9 protein-coding genes and 2 tRNA genes are annotated in these 16,714 nt (G+C 62.6%); 9 read left to right on the top strand and 2 right to left on the bottom strand.

Annotated elements, in window-relative coordinates; translation table 11 throughout:
* Nucleotides 1-45 precede the first annotated feature (45 nt).
* From AC6H4Z_RS15070 to AC6H4Z_RS15040, 7 genes are all read left to right on the top strand, one after another.
* The gene (locus AC6H4Z_RS15070; RefSeq protein ID WP_497542780.1) at nucleotides 46-2,088 is read left to right on the top strand and encodes an RCC1 domain-containing protein; all 2,043 of its coding nucleotides are present in this window, start codon (nucleotides 46-48) and stop codon (nucleotides 2,086-2,088) included.
* Complete coding sequence (locus AC6H4Z_RS15065) at nucleotides 2,085-5,318, top strand: TonB-dependent receptor plug domain-containing protein (protein ID WP_497542779.1); 3,234 nt, start codon at nucleotides 2,085-2,087, stop codon at nucleotides 5,316-5,318. The genes AC6H4Z_RS15070 and AC6H4Z_RS15065 overlap by 4 nt, the downstream gene beginning before the upstream one ends.
* 382 nt (nucleotides 5,319-5,700) lie before the next feature.
* Nucleotides 5,701-6,765 carry an NAD-dependent epimerase/dehydratase family protein gene (locus tag AC6H4Z_RS15060; RefSeq protein ID WP_497542778.1) on the top strand — a complete coding sequence of 355 codons (1,065 nt, stop codon included), beginning with the start codon at nucleotides 5,701-5,703 and terminating at the stop codon, nucleotides 6,763-6,765.
* A gap of 102 nt (nucleotides 6,766-6,867) precedes the next feature.
* A complete protein-coding gene (locus tag AC6H4Z_RS15055; protein WP_497542777.1) occupies nucleotides 6,868-7,806 on the top strand; it encodes a GGDEF domain-containing response regulator in 939 nt (312 codons plus the stop codon).
* Nucleotides 7,807-8,180: 374 nt separating this feature from the next.
* Nucleotides 8,181-9,692: a sigma-54-dependent transcriptional regulator gene (locus tag AC6H4Z_RS15050; protein ID WP_497542776.1), complete on the top strand. Its 1,512-nt coding sequence runs from the start codon at nucleotides 8,181-8,183 to the stop codon at nucleotides 9,690-9,692.
* A 6-nt stretch (nucleotides 9,693-9,698) separates the two neighbouring features.
* Entirely contained in the window at nucleotides 9,699-10,859 is a 1,161-nt protein-coding gene (locus tag AC6H4Z_RS15045; protein WP_497542775.1) for a sensor histidine kinase, read from the top strand.
* 247 nt (nucleotides 10,860-11,106) lie between these two features.
* Nucleotides 11,107-11,877: a PEP-CTERM sorting domain-containing protein gene (locus AC6H4Z_RS15040; protein WP_497542774.1), complete on the top strand. Its 771-nt coding sequence runs from the start codon at nucleotides 11,107-11,109 to the stop codon at nucleotides 11,875-11,877.
* Between the two features lie 36 nt (nucleotides 11,878-11,913).
* On the opposite strand, the gene AC6H4Z_RS15035 is transcribed toward AC6H4Z_RS15040, so the two are convergent.
* Nucleotides 11,914-12,474 carry a hypothetical protein gene (locus AC6H4Z_RS15035; RefSeq protein WP_497542773.1) on the bottom strand — a complete coding sequence of 187 codons (561 nt, stop codon included), beginning with the start codon at nucleotides 12,472-12,474 and terminating at the stop codon, nucleotides 11,914-11,916.
* A 134-nt stretch (nucleotides 12,475-12,608) separates the two neighbouring features.
* Between AC6H4Z_RS15035 and AC6H4Z_RS15030 the strand changes: the two genes are divergently transcribed.
* A tRNA-Met gene (locus tag AC6H4Z_RS15030) sits at nucleotides 12,609-12,682 on the top strand.
* A 39-nt stretch (nucleotides 12,683-12,721) separates the two neighbouring features.
* A tRNA-Met gene (locus AC6H4Z_RS15025) sits at nucleotides 12,722-12,795 on the top strand.
* Between the two features lie 82 nt (nucleotides 12,796-12,877).
* On the opposite strand, the gene AC6H4Z_RS15020 is transcribed toward AC6H4Z_RS15025, so the two are convergent.
* The gene (locus tag AC6H4Z_RS15020; RefSeq protein ID WP_497542772.1) at nucleotides 12,878-16,576 is read right to left on the bottom strand and encodes a carboxypeptidase-like regulatory domain-containing protein; all 3,699 of its coding nucleotides are present in this window, start codon (nucleotides 16,574-16,576) and stop codon (nucleotides 12,878-12,880) included.
* Nucleotides 16,577-16,714: the final 138 nt, after the last annotated feature.

The raw sequence follows: 16,714 nt of genomic DNA, 5'->3' as shown, positions 1-16,714 counted from the left end.
AGACTTTCGGAGCACGCCATGTCGTTGAAATGGCGGAAGTTAGAAATGCGTCTACGCTCAATTCCGTCATTTAGTTCCAGTCGCGTTGCGCTGTCGATGCTCGCGGCAAGTCTCCTGGCCGGAAGCTGCGGCGGCGACGTCGCGAACCCAGATCCGCCGACACTGCGATTGGCTTCCATCATTATCGACGGAGGCAGTCGATCGCTGGAGCGCGGAACCGTTTTGACGCTGACCGCGACGGCGCGCGACACCGGAAACAAGGTGACGGCAGTGCCCTTCGCCTGGCGGAGCACCGTCGATTCGGTCGTATCGCTCGGACCGGACGGAAAGCTCACGGCGCGCGACACCGGAGTCGCCGTCATAACGGCATCTGCCCTCGGCGTGACGTCTGGCGGAGTGCAGATCCACGTCGTTTGGGAGGGGCCAGCAAAGGTTGCCGCGGTGCAATTCAATCCGCCGGTCGCAGTGTCGCCCGGCGGAAGCTTGCTCGATTCGATTCGCGTTGCGGTGACGACCCTGAACGGCGGACCCGCGATTGGCGCGCGCGTTGCCTTTGCAGTCAAAGCTGGTGGTGGAACGATTTCGCCCGCTGCTCCGGCTCTCGTCACGGTTGGGGCGAATGGAATTGCCGCAGCCAAATGGACGCTCGGCGCCACGGCTGCGCAGAACGTCGTGACCGCAACGGTCGTAGGCCAGGACAGTACGGCAATCGCGTGGGTGAAAGACAACGCGACGACGTTCACCGTGAACGCCTATCCGGCGCTCGTCCTCGTGCAGGGCGACGTGCAAACGGGCAGCATCCTGTCCGCACTCCCCGTCGTGCCGTCAATCAAGTTGGTCGATGCCGCCGGCAAGCCGCGCGCGGCCGTTCCCGTCACGTTCTCGCCGACCGGTAACGGTCGCGTCGCGAATGGCGTGGTGTCGACGGCCGCAGACGGATCAGCGAGTCCGGGCGTGTGGACGCTTGGCGACGCGACTGGTGACCAGCAGCTCATCGTGACCGTAGAAGCGGCCAAGATCGTCCTTCACGCCACCGCGACGGGAACGTCGGTGCGCTTCTCGGCGCCGCAGGTGACAACCACGCAGACGGCTACCTGTACGACTGCGAACGATCAAATCGCGAGCTGCTTCGGTCAGCCTCCAGAGATTGGAACCGGCGATACCACGAAAACTCGATCCGCGCCGACCGTCACGAAAGGCGGAATTCACTTCGCCAGTGTTGTCGGTGGAAGTGCGGGGGCGCACTTCTGCGGCACTGCAACGGATCTCTCCATCTATTGTTGGGGAATCAACGCCTTCGTCGACACGACCGGCGTGGTGACCACCAACTATGTCCCGACGCGCCTGCAGAGCAATATCGCGTGGCTCCAGGTGAGTCCAGGTGGACAGCACAACTGCGCTCTCGCGAACGATCACTCGGCGTATTGCTGGGGCATCGACACCACGGGGCAGCTCGGCGACAACGGCACGAGCCGCAAGAACATTCCGCAACCGGTATTCGGCGGCTTCAAGTTCAACGCGGTGACCAGCGGTGCGTCGCACTCGTGCGGCATCACCACCGACGCAACCGCGGTGTGCTGGGGATTGAACGCGAACGGTCAGGTCGGCGATGGAACGACGACGACCCGGCGTTCGCCAACCGCTGTTTCTGGCGGACTTCATTGGAAATCGCTTGGCGCTGGTTCGACGTGGACGTGTGGTCTCACCCAGGACGGTACCGCCTACTGCTGGGGAGCCAACGCTGGTGCGGTGGTTCCGACCAACTACCCGAACGCGCCGACATTCGCGTCGATCAGCGTCGGTGCGGCGCACGCGTGCGGTTTGGCGAGCGACGGTCGTGCGTTCTGTTGGGGCGACAATTCGTCCGCGCAGCTCGGAGACAGCACGACCACGTCGCGCGGGACCCCAACGCAGGTTGCTTCGACATTCCGGTTTGCTTCGATCAGCGCGGGTTTCCAACAGACCTGCGGCGTTACGACCGATGGTTTCGTCGCCTGTTGGGGACGTAACACCGTTGGAGAACTCGGCTTTGACACCCCATCGCTACAACTGACCCCACGGTACGTCGTCATCGGAGTTACACCGTGAACCATCGTATGAATCGCGCGGCGCTCTTCAAGCTTCTTGGCGTCGCCGTAAGTCTCACGGCGCTATCGACGACGAGCGCACTCGCTCAGCGTTCGGTGGCGGTCACCGGTCACGTCACCTCGGGTGGGCTGCCGCTCGCCGGCGCGCACGTCAGAATCGATGAGCTCAAGATCGATCGAACGACGAACGCGGATGGCCGATACAGCCTCCTCATCTCGTCGGCGAATGTGCATGGGCAGCAGGTGACGGTTGTCGCCACGATGGCTGATCGTCGTCTCCGATACACTCCGAAGTCGGCGCGCATCGAGTTGGTGGGCGAACCGATTGTGCAGGACTTCGACTTGGTCGTCGCCAACGCCGGGGAGCCCGCTGCGGTAGCAGTGTCTCCGACGTCTCCAGCGTCTCCAACGTCTCCAGTGGCGGCAGATACGGCGCGCCGATCGCGCGAGGAACTGATTGCAGCGAAGCCGTCGACGCGCGACGTCATCCAAATTGGCGACGTGGCAGGACCTGCGGATCTACCCAGTGTACTGGTTGGACGCGTGGCCGGCCTCAGTGTGTCTCCGGCGTCGGTCCCGGGCGGATCGGCTCAATTGATCTACCGTGGTCCTCGGTCGGTACTTGGCTCGAGCCAGCCGCTCTACGTGGTTGACGGGCTTCGCATGGATAACACCGTGTTTGCGTCGGCGGCGCAGCGCTTTGGCCTGGGCGGCTTCGACTACGGCAGTTCGATTTCCGATCTCGACCTGTCAAACGTCGAATCGGTTCGCGTGTTGACTGGCGCCGATGCTGCGGCTGCGTATGGCGGTCGAGGCGCAAATTCAGTCATCGCGGTCACGACGAAGAGTGGGCTGGGTGGCCCGCACTTTGGCGTCTCGGCGAGCCAGTCCATCACCAACGAATCATTCATTCGTCTGCCGGCATTTCAGAACTCCTATGGCCAGGGCCTGAACGGAAAATTCGAGTTCTTCAATGGCCGTGGCGGCGGTGTGAATGACGCTGTTGATCAGAGCTGGGGTCCCGCGCTCGACGGGCGTGCTGTGGCGCAGGCGAGCTATACCGAACCCGGCCAGGCAGATGTTCGCCTGTGGAGACCTCGAGCCAGTAACGTCGAGAACTACTTCGAGTCGGGTCGGACGTCGAATACGACGGTGTCGATGCAGGGGCGCAGCGACGTGGCCTCGTTCCGCGTGGCGGGAGCAAACCGCACGACGACTGGAATCACGCCTGAGAACAGCCTTCAGCGCCGGGATGGGTCCGTCCGACTGACTGTTCAGCCGACGAAGCGCCTCGAGCTCTCACTGGCGGGACTTGGCGTGGAGACGAAAAACGACAACGCACCGGGGACTGGGTTTGGCGAAAGTAATCCGGTCTTCCAGTTCACGCGCATGGGACGGCAGGTCGATACCGATTCGCTTCGGAAGCATCTGCGTGATGCAACCGGGCGGCAGATCAGTTGGAATTACACTGGCCAGAACAATCCGTACGTCCTCTCGTTGCTCGATACCAATTACTCGCGCCGGTATCACCTCGCGGGCAGTGGCACGGCGACATTTGCGCTTGCGCCGTGGCTCAGCGCAACCGCGGATGGTGGTGTGGACTACTACCGCGATGGCAGGCTGTTTCGTCTCGCGTCGGGCTGGCAGGGCGGATTTCCGTTCTATACTGGCTCGGGCAATTTCTCCAAGGGTGGCTCCGAGGGCGACGAAGCAGGGTCGCAGCAGAACAGCGCCGGCCTGCGGCTCGATGCCAAGCGCACGTTGGAGAACGGTGTCCGTTGGACGGTGGGTGGCGGTGCGGACGTCGTTTCGACGTCGCAGCACGTGCGCACCGCTGGTCTAGATTCAGCGGCGAACTTGCCGTCGGCCGGGGCGCCCGATACCGCGCGAGTCCCGTCGCCCGCCGCGTGGCAGGCGAGTTCCAGCACCAAGGCGGTGTTCGGCGAAACTGGTTTCGCCTTCGCCAATGGCGCCGGGATTCAGGCGACCGTGCGCAACGAGTGGGTGTCGATTCTTCCGAGCTTGAGCGCGACCGCGCTGTTGCCGTCGGTTCGTGGGTCGTTCGACTTGGCCCGAGCGATGGGATCGCAGGGGCCGGAGAGCAAGCTGACGTCGGCCGTGGTGCATGGCTCGTGGTGGCGTGATGCACCCGATGTCACGCCATATGGAATCGAAACGATGTTCGCCGGCCGGACACCGACGGGCGCGGTGGCGCCAATCGGCGCGGGCTTGCTCGTACCAAGCGCGGGTCTCAGCCCCGAGATGACGACCGGAATGGAAGCTGGCGCCGACTTTGGATTCCGGCGTTTTGGCCTCGGTCTTGGTTTAAATATCTATCATGAGCAAACGTCGAATGTGATTCTTCCGGTCGCGAACGCGACGACCGGGGCACTGCAGGCGACGAATGCGGCCGAAGTCACGAATCAGGGAATCGAAGCGCGCCTGTCGGCCCAGTTTGGCGACGGCGAGGATGGTTTTGGTTGGAACATCGCGGCAAATGCGGCGAAGAATTCGAACCAGGTCGATCGCCTCTACGGTTCCGCTTCGTCGGTGTTGCTCGGCCCTGCGCTCTGGGGAATGACCGTTGAAGCTCGCGCCGGACAGCCCCTAGGCGTGTTCATGGGGCGGCGGATGCTGCGTTCGTCGACCGGTGCGCCAATTCTCCGGAACGGCCTTCCTGTCGCTGATTCGGCCTCGGGGCCACAGCAACTCGGGACGAGCCAACCCGACTGGGTCGTTGGCCTGAGCAACACCGTGCGCTATCGCTGGGTGAGCCTGACGGCGGTGGCCGACGCGCATCTTGGTGGTCAGGTGTTCAGCGGGACCAACCTGTCGGGAAGTTACGCTGGAACGCTCGCGACCACCGCTTTCCGCCCCGATTCTGGTTTGCTGATTGCCGGCGTGGATGCGACAGGGAAGGCCAATACGCAGCACGTGTCGACACAGGACTACTACCACGCGTTGGCGGCGATTCCCGACCAGTGGCTGTATAGCGCGAGCTATTTCAAGGTTCGTGAAGCGCGTCTCAGCGTTGCGATTCCCACCGGAGTGGCCTCGCTGCCGTTCGAGAGCGTTCGTGCATCGCTGATCGGCCGGAATTTGTATACGTGGTCCAAGATTCCGAACGTCGATCCCGAGACGGTGTTTAGCCCGTACCAACTGCGCGGAGTCGAAATGGGACAATTGCCCTCGACGCGCAGTATCGGATTGCAACTCACGATCGTCCCATAGTCCGTGGGCGGTGTCGGCGGCGTGTTTTACCGCCGCTGGCACCACTCGCTCGACCGTTCGTATAGCGCCGGCACACGCCGGGCGTTCTGTCGTGTCTCCTCAACAGTCTTGCCGCGCCACCGCGACAGTTCTGCGTGGCCTCCCATTTTCCGGGAAGAGCTACTCGGACCCAAGCGCCTGTCGATGTTGCGTTTAGCGGCAATCTCCCGTCTGACGTGCCGGGAATAGAACCTGCTTTCGGCAGCCGGGCTGAGGCGGCTGTCTGCCGATTGATCGATGCTTTACGACACCGCACCAGCACCAAGTGGCTTCGGGCGCGCCTCCAATCCCGCGTTACGACGCAGCGCCCAAACACTTGGAGCTTCGAAGCCGAGCTCGAAACATGAGACCGATGAATCAGAGTCCGTACCAGGTACTACGAAACGAGTTAGCGGCGAACCCGCGCGTCTGGCTCGTAACTGGAGTCGCAGGCTTTATCGGATCGACCCTTCTCGAGACCCTGCTGGGGCTCGGGCAAACGGTCGTGGGTCTGGATGATTTTTCGACCGGCTATCAGGCCAACATCGACGACGTACTCGCCGCCGTGCCCGGAGGCGCCGCGCGCTTTCGGATGATCCGGGGCGATATTCGCGACTTGGCAACCTGCCGAAAGGCGTGCACTGGCGTCGACTACGTACTTCATCAAGCGGCCCTCGGGTCGGTTCCGCGCTCGCTCGACGATCCAATCACGAGCAACGCAGTGAACGTCGACGGCACGCTCAACATGTTCGTTGCGGCGCGTGAGACCGGTGTAAAGCGAGTCGTGTATGCGTCGTCGTGCGCGGTCTACGGCGATTCCGAAGAGCTGCCGTTGTCCGAAGATCGTCTGAGCCGCCCGCTGTCGCCGTACGCCGCGACGAAGGCCGCGAACGAGATGTACGCGATGTCTTTTGCGCGCTCGTTCGGCTCGGAGATCGTCGGGCTCCGCTACTTCAATATCTTCGGCCGTCGCCAAGATCCGAACGGCGCCTACGCCGCGGTCATTCCGCGCTGGGTTGCGAATCTTCTGCAGAATGAGCCCTGCCGCATCTATGGCGATGGGGAAACGAGCCGCGACTTCTGTCACGTCGCGAATGTCGCCCAGGCGAATATCCTCGCGGCGACGACGTCGAATGCCCAGGCGGTGAACCGCGTGTACAACGTTGCCTGCGGCGAAACGTCGTCGTTGAACGAGCTGTTTACGTCGATCAAGAACGGGCTGCGACCGATCGTTCCGTCGGTGGAGCATGCCTCGCCGATCTATGAAGGCTTTCGCCAGGGCGACATCCGTCTGTCCTCGGCCAATATCAGTGATACACGTCGGCTGCTCGGCTACGAGCCGATTTATCGACTTACCGATGGTCTCGCGGAGGCGTTGGAGTGGTACGCGCGATCAGCGGGTGTGCTTCCCTCAAAAGCGGTGGCGTAGCTGTTGAATAGCGGAATGCGGGGCCTTCGGGCAGGTGATGGGCAGGGTCGTGCCGGTGTTCTCGATTCAGCTTCTCCTTCGAACGCGTTTTTCGAACCTACGATGACCGAGTCCCAGACTCAGGCTGCGCTCGTTTTGATTGCCAGTGGAGGCGAGTGGGTAGGCCGATCCCTCGAGAATGTTCTCGAGTCGAACGGCTACACCGTCCTTCGCGTGGAGTCTGGCCGTCGCGCCCTCGAGATTGCCCGGCGCACAAACCCGGATGCGGTGCTCCTTGACGATTCGTTGCCGGATATTGGTGCGGTGGACGTTTCCCGCGCGCTCCGCGATGATCCGTTGTTCAACCATTCTACGCCCATCATTATCACTGCGGCTGCGCAGCACGCGAGTCGTGTGCGCGCGGCGGCGTACGCGGCGGGCGCATGGGATTACTGTACGCTGCCGGTCGACGTCGAAACGCTCCTGGCGAAGCTGGGCACTTTTGTTCGCGCCAGGCACGAAATCGAGACTGTGCGCTCCAAGGCCCTCTTTGATCGGTTGACGGGTCTCTACACGGAGTATGGTCTGCAGCACTGGGTGGAGCAGCTCGGGGCGCGGGCGCTGCGTAAGCGCGAAGCGATTGCCTGCGTCGTCGTGTCTCCCGACATGAACGATGCTTTTGGGGCCGCGCACACGCCGGAGCAGTCCACGGAAGCATTGGCCGAGATCACGGACGTTTGCCGCGCGCAGGCGCGGCGATCGGACATCCTTGGTTACCTCGGTGGCTCCAGGGTCGCAATCTTGGCCCCTGACACCGACGTGGCGGGCGTTCAGCGCTTGATTGACCGTCTGCAGCAGGCGATGGGCGAGGGCGGTGGAAAGGCCCGCAATGGTCATCGGGCGTCATCGCTGAGGGCTGGGTACTGCGCCGTATCGAATTTGGCCGCTGCGAATATTATTCCCAGTGAACTGGTTCGTCGGGCCGAAACGGCCCTGGCTAGCGCCCCTCGGGGCGGATTCGACTCGATCGCCGTGAACTTCGACGAGGTTTTGCCGAGTTGACGCCGTAGAGTTCGTCAATTTTCTACCGGGCCGTGGCGCGATCGCGACAGGCCCGTCGCAGAATCGAGCGCCCCGCCGTGTACTTTTCCGGCGGGTCCTAACGCGCAGATTCAACTGCCAAACAATGTTACAGGAGCTTGCGCCCTGAACCTGGGAGAGGCAATATGTCTCTCCGACAGGTGTTGCATTGTCGCCCCACCGATTGCTGTGGTGTTGCATCAACAGTCGCCGACACAATATTATTGTGACGTCGCTCACTAAACACACGGCGGGGTGGGTCACCCGATGAAGGGTCTACGATGAAATCAGCGCGGGCAGAGTTCGGACTTTATTCGCCAACCAGCGCCCCAACGGGGCGCTCTTCGGACACCGGAGTGTCGCTCGTCCATTCGGGCGATGAACAGGCATTCTCCGACCCGGTGACCGTATCGACCAAGCACCGGTCGAGCATTCGCATTCTTGTGATCGACGACGATCGGACGTTGCGCGAGGGCTGCGCGAGTCTGCTCCAGGTCGAGGGCTACAATGTCTCCGTGTCGGGACGCGGTGACGAAGCGATCGAAATGCTTCGGCGCTCCCAGTTCGACATCGTGCTGTGCGATCTGTGCATGACGCCGGTCTCAGGCGTGGAGATTCTCAAGGCCGCCCTGGACATTCGTCCGGATACGATCGTCGTCATGATGACGGGTAATCCGAGCGTTGCGTCGAGCGTCGAGACGCTTCGTTTGGGCGCGTGGGACTATATCCCGAAGCCGTTCTCTGGAACGCACCTTCAGGTGCTGTTCGGCCGAGCGGCTCATGCGGTGCTCGCGCGCCGCGACGAAGATACAGCGCGCGACACATTGCTCGAGCGGAATGGAAACAGCGACAAGATCACGCTGCTCGGCGCCTCGCCGTCGTTCCGTCGTGCGGTCGACCTCGCGCGAAAGGTTGCGTCGACGGATGCGTCGGTGATGGTGGTTGGCGAGAGCGGAACTGGTAAGGAACTCATCGCTCAGTTCCTTCATCAGCATAGCCGACGCGCTGGCCGCAGTCTCGTACCGATCAATTGCGCGGCAATGCCCGAGCAGCTGCTCGAGTCGGAAATGTTCGGACACCGGAAAGGTGCATTCACGGGCGCCGATCGCGACAAGGTCGGTCTCCTCGAAGTCGCGAACAACGGCACGTTCTTTCTCGACGAATTGACGGAAATGCCGTTGGCGCTGCAGGCCAAGCTACTGCGCGTGATTCAGGACGGCGTGGTGCGTCGCGTCGGTAGCGAGCAGCACGACGCGGTGGTGGATGTTCGGTTCGTGTCGGCGACCAATCGCGATCCGCGAGAGGCGATCAAGGGCAAGCTTCTTCGAGAGGACCTTTACTATCGTCTAAACGTTGTCAGAATCACGCTTCCGCCCCTTCGCGATCGCGTCGAAGACATTCCGATTCTCGCCAATCACTTCCTGGTTCAGTTCTGGAACCGGCATCATTCGTCGCGCGACTCCATGCCGCGATTCAGCTCGTCGGCACTCGAGTTCCTGATGTCGCGCCCGTGGCGCGGTAACGTGCGCGAGTTGCAAAACGTGATCGAGCATCTCGTCGTGCTGGCGGAGCCGGATACGGAGATTGGCATCGACAATCTTCCGATGGATCAGGAATGGGCGCGCGGCGACAGCCACGGCGAGGTGTCTACCTCGGTATCGCCGTCGCTGTTGGACAATGCGTATCACCTGGCCAAGGAACACGTGCTCGCGAACTTCGAAGAGGAGTACGTGACGCGGCTCGTGGCTCGCGCCTCGGGCAACGTTTCCAGGGCAGCGCGATTGGCGAGCGTCGACCGAACGACGTTGTATCGGTTGCTCCAGCGCCATGGCTTCCGTCGCGACGCTGGTGATGCGTCGCCCGTATGACGCTAGATGTCCGCTTCGTCGGAGTCGCCATCCCTCGCGTCTGCCAGCCTTGGCACCTTTGCTCCTAGTACGGCACCGGTCCGACCAATCGACGTTCGTACCCGATTGAGCTCGCTGCGTTCGTCTGTTGGCGGCGCGCTGTCGGCATTGGTGTACCGGGCTCTCAGCGAAGCGTCGATTCGTTCGTCGCGTATTCTCTCGGAAACCGAGGGGAAGACGCCGGACGAAATCCAGAATCAACTCGACGGTATCGTCGAGTTGATTCCGTCGCTGGCGCCCGGATCGGTGGTCGAGCCGGGCGACGACACGCGGTGCAACGTTCCACGGCGATACATCGACGTGCTGCGATCCGAATTCATCGCGGCGCTGTCGATGCAATCGTACGTGCCCGATGGTCGCGAGACGATTGCGATTTTTGCCGCGCTCGAGGAAGTCATTCGCCGCAGTGAGTCGACGGCGACCGGACGTTTCGTGGCGCGGCTGGCGGGCGCGGAGTCGGTCAATGCGGTCGTAGAGATTGCGCACGACATGCGATCGCCAATGTCGTCAATTCTCTTTCTCGTCGACACGATTCGTCGCGGACAGAGCGGACGAGTGTCGCCGATTCAAGAGCGGCAACTCGGTCTCGTCTACGGCGCGGCGCTGGGCTTGAGCACTCTCTCATCGGATCTGATCGACGCGGTGCGCGGTGAACGTCTCGTCGACGGTCGGCCGATTCCGTTCTCGATGACGGAAGTGATTCTCAACGTCTGCGCGATCGTGCAGCCGATCGGCGAAGAGAAGAACCTGCCGCTGCACGTGACGTATCCGCAGGTCGACGGGCGCATTGGCTACCCGTCGGCGATCAACCGAATTCTGCTGAATCTCACATCGAACGCGCTCCGCTACACCGATGCGGGATCCGTCTCGATCGGCTGCATCGAGCTCAATGAGACGACAGTCGAGTTCTGGGTCAAAGACACGGGCCATGGCATTCCCGACGCTGTGCTGGCCATGCTATTCGATGGCTTCCGGCCGGGATCGGTGGGGATCCGATTCTCGAGTGCGGGTCTCGGGCTCGCTATCTGTCGCACCGTCCTCGAGGCGATGGGAAGCTCGCTGAAGGTAGAGACGTCGCCGGAGAAGGGAACGCGCTTCTCGTTCCGGCTCGACCTCGCAGTCGCGTAGTTCGCGGCTAACGTCGGCCAGTGAGCCGACGGGGCAACATCGTGTTGCGCCAACCCGACATTCGGGCCAATAAAGCACCGTAGCGATGTTTGTTTACAGCATGCTATATCCATGCTATACAAAACGTTACGCTGCGTGGGAGCCCCATCAAGCGAACTGATCATCGGACCGAAACTTGCCTTCAGTCCGATGTGAAAAGCTGGTCCACCCCGACCAGGAAACCATTCGCTTCCCACCCATCCCACCTATGCGTTTGCGACTTGCAGCGACGTTTGCCGGCCTTTCGATGTTGGCCGGAGTGTCTGCCGGTGCCCAACAGCAGGTCACGGCGACCCTGACCGCGCCGAACGCACCAGGCGGCGGTGCCGTGACGGCGTTTGGCTACTACATGAGTCCTTACTCAGGGACCGTGAACGGAAGCCTACAGCAGCTGAATTGCGTCGACTTCTTTCACGACGTGATGATCAACGAAACGTGGACCGCGATCAGCACCAGCTTGGGCGCGGCCATTTCGAATTTGTCGTTGCTCACGAGCACGCGGGACGGTAGCAACGGGTACTACTCGTTGCAGGACGCGCTCACGGCGTACGAGAAGGTGGCGTGGCTGACGTCCAAGTATCCGACCAATCCTGCGACGGATCCGACGCTGTCGACGGCGATTCAGACCGCGATCTGGTCAATCACGAGCAATCAGAATGGACTGACGTACAAGACTGCTGCAGCGGGCGACGTCGTGGGCAATTTCGATACGTCGAACCCGAACATGTACAGCACGGGGTACTGGATCAATCAAGCGAACACCCAGTACTCGCAGCAGGCGGCTGGCTTCTATGATGATTTTCATATCCTGACCGACAGGAATGCGTCACCGAACAGCGGTGTTCAGGAATTCGTCTACGCGACGCCCGAGCCCGGAACCTTCGTGCTCTTCGGAACTGGCCTGCTCGTCGTTGTCGGTTTTGTCGTCAAAGGACGTCGCGCGAACCAACCCGAGGTGCCGGTCGGAGCGCTGAACTAGTCGCGCGTACAGCAGGTTGGTCCGTTTCGTAGTGAGCTACTTCCCTTCGGCGGCTGGCTCACCTTCGGCGATTCGTTCGCTTGGTGCAGGTGCCCGTTGTCCCACGCCCGCCATCTTCCGTCCCACGATGAGATCCGGGCGTTGTCCTTTTTCTCGGCGCAATCGTGGGCCGCTGAATGACGCCAGCCCAAAGGCCCCGAGCGTGATGATGCCAAGTAGTGCCTTGGTCACGGCCGTCGTGCTCGCAACGCGGAAGGCGAGTTGCTGTGGGGGCTGGACCTGTTGACGCACTTGAAGTGCATCGAGCCCGAAAATGATCAGGGCTCCGGCGGCCACGACAGCGATCGTCAGCGAAACGATCCCGAGCGTGCGCTGCAGGAGGCGGTGATCGAACATCGCCGCGGCGACGAACGCGATGAGGAGCCCGACAACGGGGAGCATCATCGCGTTGCTCAGCAGGCCAAACGCGCCGAAGCGCCAGCGCGGGTCGTGAATTCGCATGGGAAGCGTTTGCATCACGGCGTCGATCGGCGGGATGCAGGCGAGCGCAAAGGCGACGAGATAGGTCGGTGCCGCCAGTTGCCGTTGGAGGGCCATATCAGAAGGGTCCGGCGAAAAGAGGGAAAGGCTTGGGCGCTAGGCAAATGACGGCCTTCCGGACGCGATGGTCACGTCGGGAATGGCGTTGCGGGTTGACTCTCGATGGGGCTCGAATACTTTACTCAGACTGACGCGGGGTGGAGCAGCCTGGTAGCTCGTCGGGCTCATAACCCGAAGGTCGCGGGTTCAAATCCCGCCCCCGCTATTTACCGGCCGGTCCGAGAGGGCCGGCCGGTTTGTTTCTGGCAGGGTAGCTCAGGTGGTTAGAGCACGGCACTCATAATGCCGGGGTCGTGGGTTCGAGTCCCACCCCTGCTATTCCCAGGAAATGTGATGTTCGAAGCGGCCAACTGCATTGCAGTTGGCCGCTTTTCTTTTGCCGTCTCCTGGCGACGCCTTGTTAGTCGTGGGGCGTGATCGCCGGTGCAGGCGCTGGTCGACGGGGCAGCGTGACGGGGCTTCCAAACCGGAACTGCGCAAACTGCCGCGACTCCTTCGGAACGCTCAGCAGATTGAGCATGACCGGCATCAATTGTCGTTGCGCCGGCGTGATGATTGAATCGGCGATGTCAGGCTGCTGCCAGAACACCTTCCAGTACGCCTTCTGCGTCGACGTCACCAGGTCGAGCTCGGCCTTGCCGGCGCCGCCCTCGCCTTTGGCGAGGGCCTGCGCGAGCGGCTCGTAGATCGCCAGAACCTGCGCCGCGAACGCCGAATCGGCGCGACGCAGCGATATGGTCTGTGCGCTCGTGAGAAAAAGCGAATCAGACTGCGCCAATAGTACTTTGTGGATGCTCGACGTCTGTCGAAGGTAGAACGCCTCCAGTGAATCGGGGCCGCGGCGTACGTAGCCCGAGAGGCCTTTGACGGGTTCGACAGCGCGACGCAATTGTTGCAGGTCGGGGTTGACCGTCAGGTTCACCGAGAAATCAACCATCAGCCGGAACGGATCGGCGAGCAGTGTGCGGCCCGGTCTGGTATCCGCAAAGCGAGCGTTGACATCGTAGCGGAATGACTGGGCTGCTGCGTTGAAGCTGCGCGGCACGAGGAGCACTGGATCGGGCGCCGCCGGCGATCCCCAGCCGTGCAAGCCTGCGCTTCCATGCAAGGCCTGATCGACGCCCGCGAGCACGTTCTGGAGATAGACCGTTGTCGTGATGCGCTGCGCAAACTTCTGTGGTAGTCGCGGGGCCCACTGCATGTTCAGCGACTCGGTCCACGGCCCACGACACGCGTTGCGCTCGGGGATACGGCCGAGGTTTGCGCTGACGCACTCACGCGCCGTCGACGACCCGTTCGCGATCAGCGTGCGCAGCGCAGACGCGAGGGAGGCGTCGCTGGTTACCGCCGGATTCGGAATGAATGCCCGATCGCCCGAGCGTCCGTCGCCATTTACGTCACCCTGAACGATTGGTGTGAACGGCAAGCCCGATTGCGTGCGCGCCGAGAGCGTGACTGCACCGAGATATGAATTCGACGTTCCAACTGCGAGGACGAAGACATGGCGCGCATCATTGTTGCTCGGCGCCCATTCTGTCGCGCGCGGATCGCCGACCGCAGCGCCATCGAACCCGCGGTACTGTCGCCGAATCGACTGCAGGGTATAGCCGACCGATCCGTAGAGCGGAAATCCTCCACGAAACCGCCAATCGGGCGAGACGCGGATCGTCATCTGGCCGCCGTATCCGCGCAGATCGCTCACGCGCTCGTTGACCGCGCCGAATTGACTCGAGAGGCGCGCACTCGCCGCCGACACAAATCCGCTGGCCGCGTCGATCGACGCAGGCGGCACGAACACTGGGCGGTTGCCCTCGTCGTGTAGCGTGAAGCGTTGGGCGCCGCCAAAGTTCGCGTCGACGATCCCCGGTTGGTTGAGATCATACGATGCGAGCGTACTCACCTGAACGAGAAATCGGTTGAAGTTCGATCCCCAGTCGAGCGACGCGCGCCAACTATGCGGCACGTCGTACGACCGCGAGATGAGCGTCACTGGCGGAGCGAGCTCGCCAAGGGCGCCGCTGCCGTCCACGCAGACCGATGGAATCGTTGACGTCGCCGACGAGAAGTTTGCCCAATTCGGCGACGGGACCGCGCTGCCGACACAGGACAGGTACGAGGTTGCACCAGGCAAGCCGGTGTTTGCGCGTGCATCAGCGATGATTCCCGGCTGTAGGAGATCTCTAAAGTCACCGATGCCGCCGCGCAACGTTCCGGTCGGCGTTCGAAGGTAGCGGCCAACCTGATTCTGCATGAGGCCGCCGGTGTTGTCGCGATCGCGGTTGTACCGGTAGCTGAAGCCAAGCCGCGGACTCAGATGGACGCGCGTCGGCGCGACTCCAGTCTGTACGCCGAGTGCGTTCTGCAGCGTGGGGTTGGCCGAAGGGGTGCTCGCGAAACCGTCGGCCTCGACGCGCAACCCAGAGATGGTGCTGAAGAAGGCGGTTGGCGCGTATTCGTATGAGAATGCGGCAGCGGTGTTCCACGTGCTACCCTGCCGCACCGGCTGCGACAACGTTCGCGTGAACGAGCTCGGGTTCCCGGCGCTCAGGTCGGCAATCGAGTTGAACGCGAACGATCCGAGTTCGTTGGCGTGCGACTCCTGACGCACTCCATCCGCGCGGGCCCACAGGAGCGTTTTGTAATGATGCCGGCGTCCGCCGAGATTCCACGTCGTCTCGTTGGCGCCGTCGGCCAGCCAGGTCGAGCTATTGCTTGCCGTGGCTGCTCCGCCGCCGAGTTGAACGTTGCTGACGTCGATACCGCCATTGGCATCGACAGAGCGCAGGAGCACCGAGGCAGCGGGTGTTTGCCGATACGGCGTTGTCCTCGTGCCGCTCGCGCTCGCCGACAGCCGCGTTTCATTGAGCACGCGCCGGCCAGGGCCAACATAGTTGTCCTGAACGTACTGTGCGCCGAACGAACGCTGGCGGCGCTCACTGGACGTGGACGGCGCAGATAGAACCCCGAAGCCTTGTGCGCCGTCGGTGTTGACGCTCCCGAACGCAGTGAGCATCCGGTGATCGAGCGTGTCGCGCGTGTCGTCGAAGCGCGAGAGAAATGTGAAACCGTCGTGTTGGCGCACACGTGGAATGCTCGAGTTGGTCAACGCCAGGCCGAGCGGATTTACGATTGATACGAGACGCTGGACGGAATCGGGCGATGCGCCGGCTCGCAGAAAGACGTCGCCGCCGCCATTGAGCAGTGTCGCCGGGTCGCTTGCGTTGCGGACGAAGTCGATCGAGACGTTGTACGTCAGCGCGTCACGAATGATCTCACCATCGGCGCCGGCGCTAGCGCGGAACCCGCCATTCGTGGCGCCGAGTGCGCGCGACGTTGGATCGGTGAACTGGAGCGATCGGGGATTGACCGTCAGAAACGCGTTCCGCTGCTGATAACCGCGATTCCCGGCGGCGAGGCGGACGTCGACGTTGGCACCGGAGAAGCCGCCGCGTGTGGCATCGTAGGTGGCGCCGGTAACGCGCGTCTCCGTGCGCGCCGCTCGTGGCACGCTCGCGGCGCCGGTGGCCATCCCGTTGAGCGTCGTCAACGTCGATCCGGGGCCGGAGCCGAGAATGGAAGGTCCGCCCGGAGTCATCGTGACGTTGGGCAGTGTGCCCATTAGAGAACTCAGATCTCCCGCGAGTGTGGGAGGCAGTTGGCCATTCACTCCGTCGCTATAGCGTTCAGATGCTCCCGTCTCGACCTGCATGGGTCCGACCGGATTGGTCGCCCGAACCGGCCGATCGGCGTTGACGCGTGTGGCGGCGAGAAGCGTGAGGTCGACTGCGAGTGTGAAATTCGCAATCAGCTCGGTCTCGGATCCTTGGCGCTGAACGCGTCGGCGCGCGGCACGGAAGCCCGTGGCGCTCACGTAGACGAGGTAGTCGCCGGTGCCCGGATCGAACCGCACTCTATACACGCCGTTGCTGTCGGCGGTCGTCTGCTGCGTGAGCCGGTCGGGGCCGCGCGTAACGATGACCGTCGCCGCGAGCGGTTTGCCAGAATCGCTCGTGATCCGTCCGCGAATCACTTCCGCAGGTCCGGCCACACTCACCGACTGCGCATTCGCCGGTGAGGCAAGGCCGCTAGCAAGCGCCATGGCACACGCGACGACCGCGCGGCGCGCAATTCTGCATGTCAGCGGATTGGAGCGGACTAGCGGGGGGCAAGTCGAGTTCATGCGCGAGTAATTGTTCGGCGTTGAGCCAGCGTGGTCGCGACGTTCGTCGGCGCGAAA

It is taken from the genome of Leucogemmata humicola, from assembly GCF_055379415.1.
The sequence above is the reverse complement of the archived record's forward strand: the minus strand, read 5'-3'. Positions and strand labels throughout refer to the sequence as shown.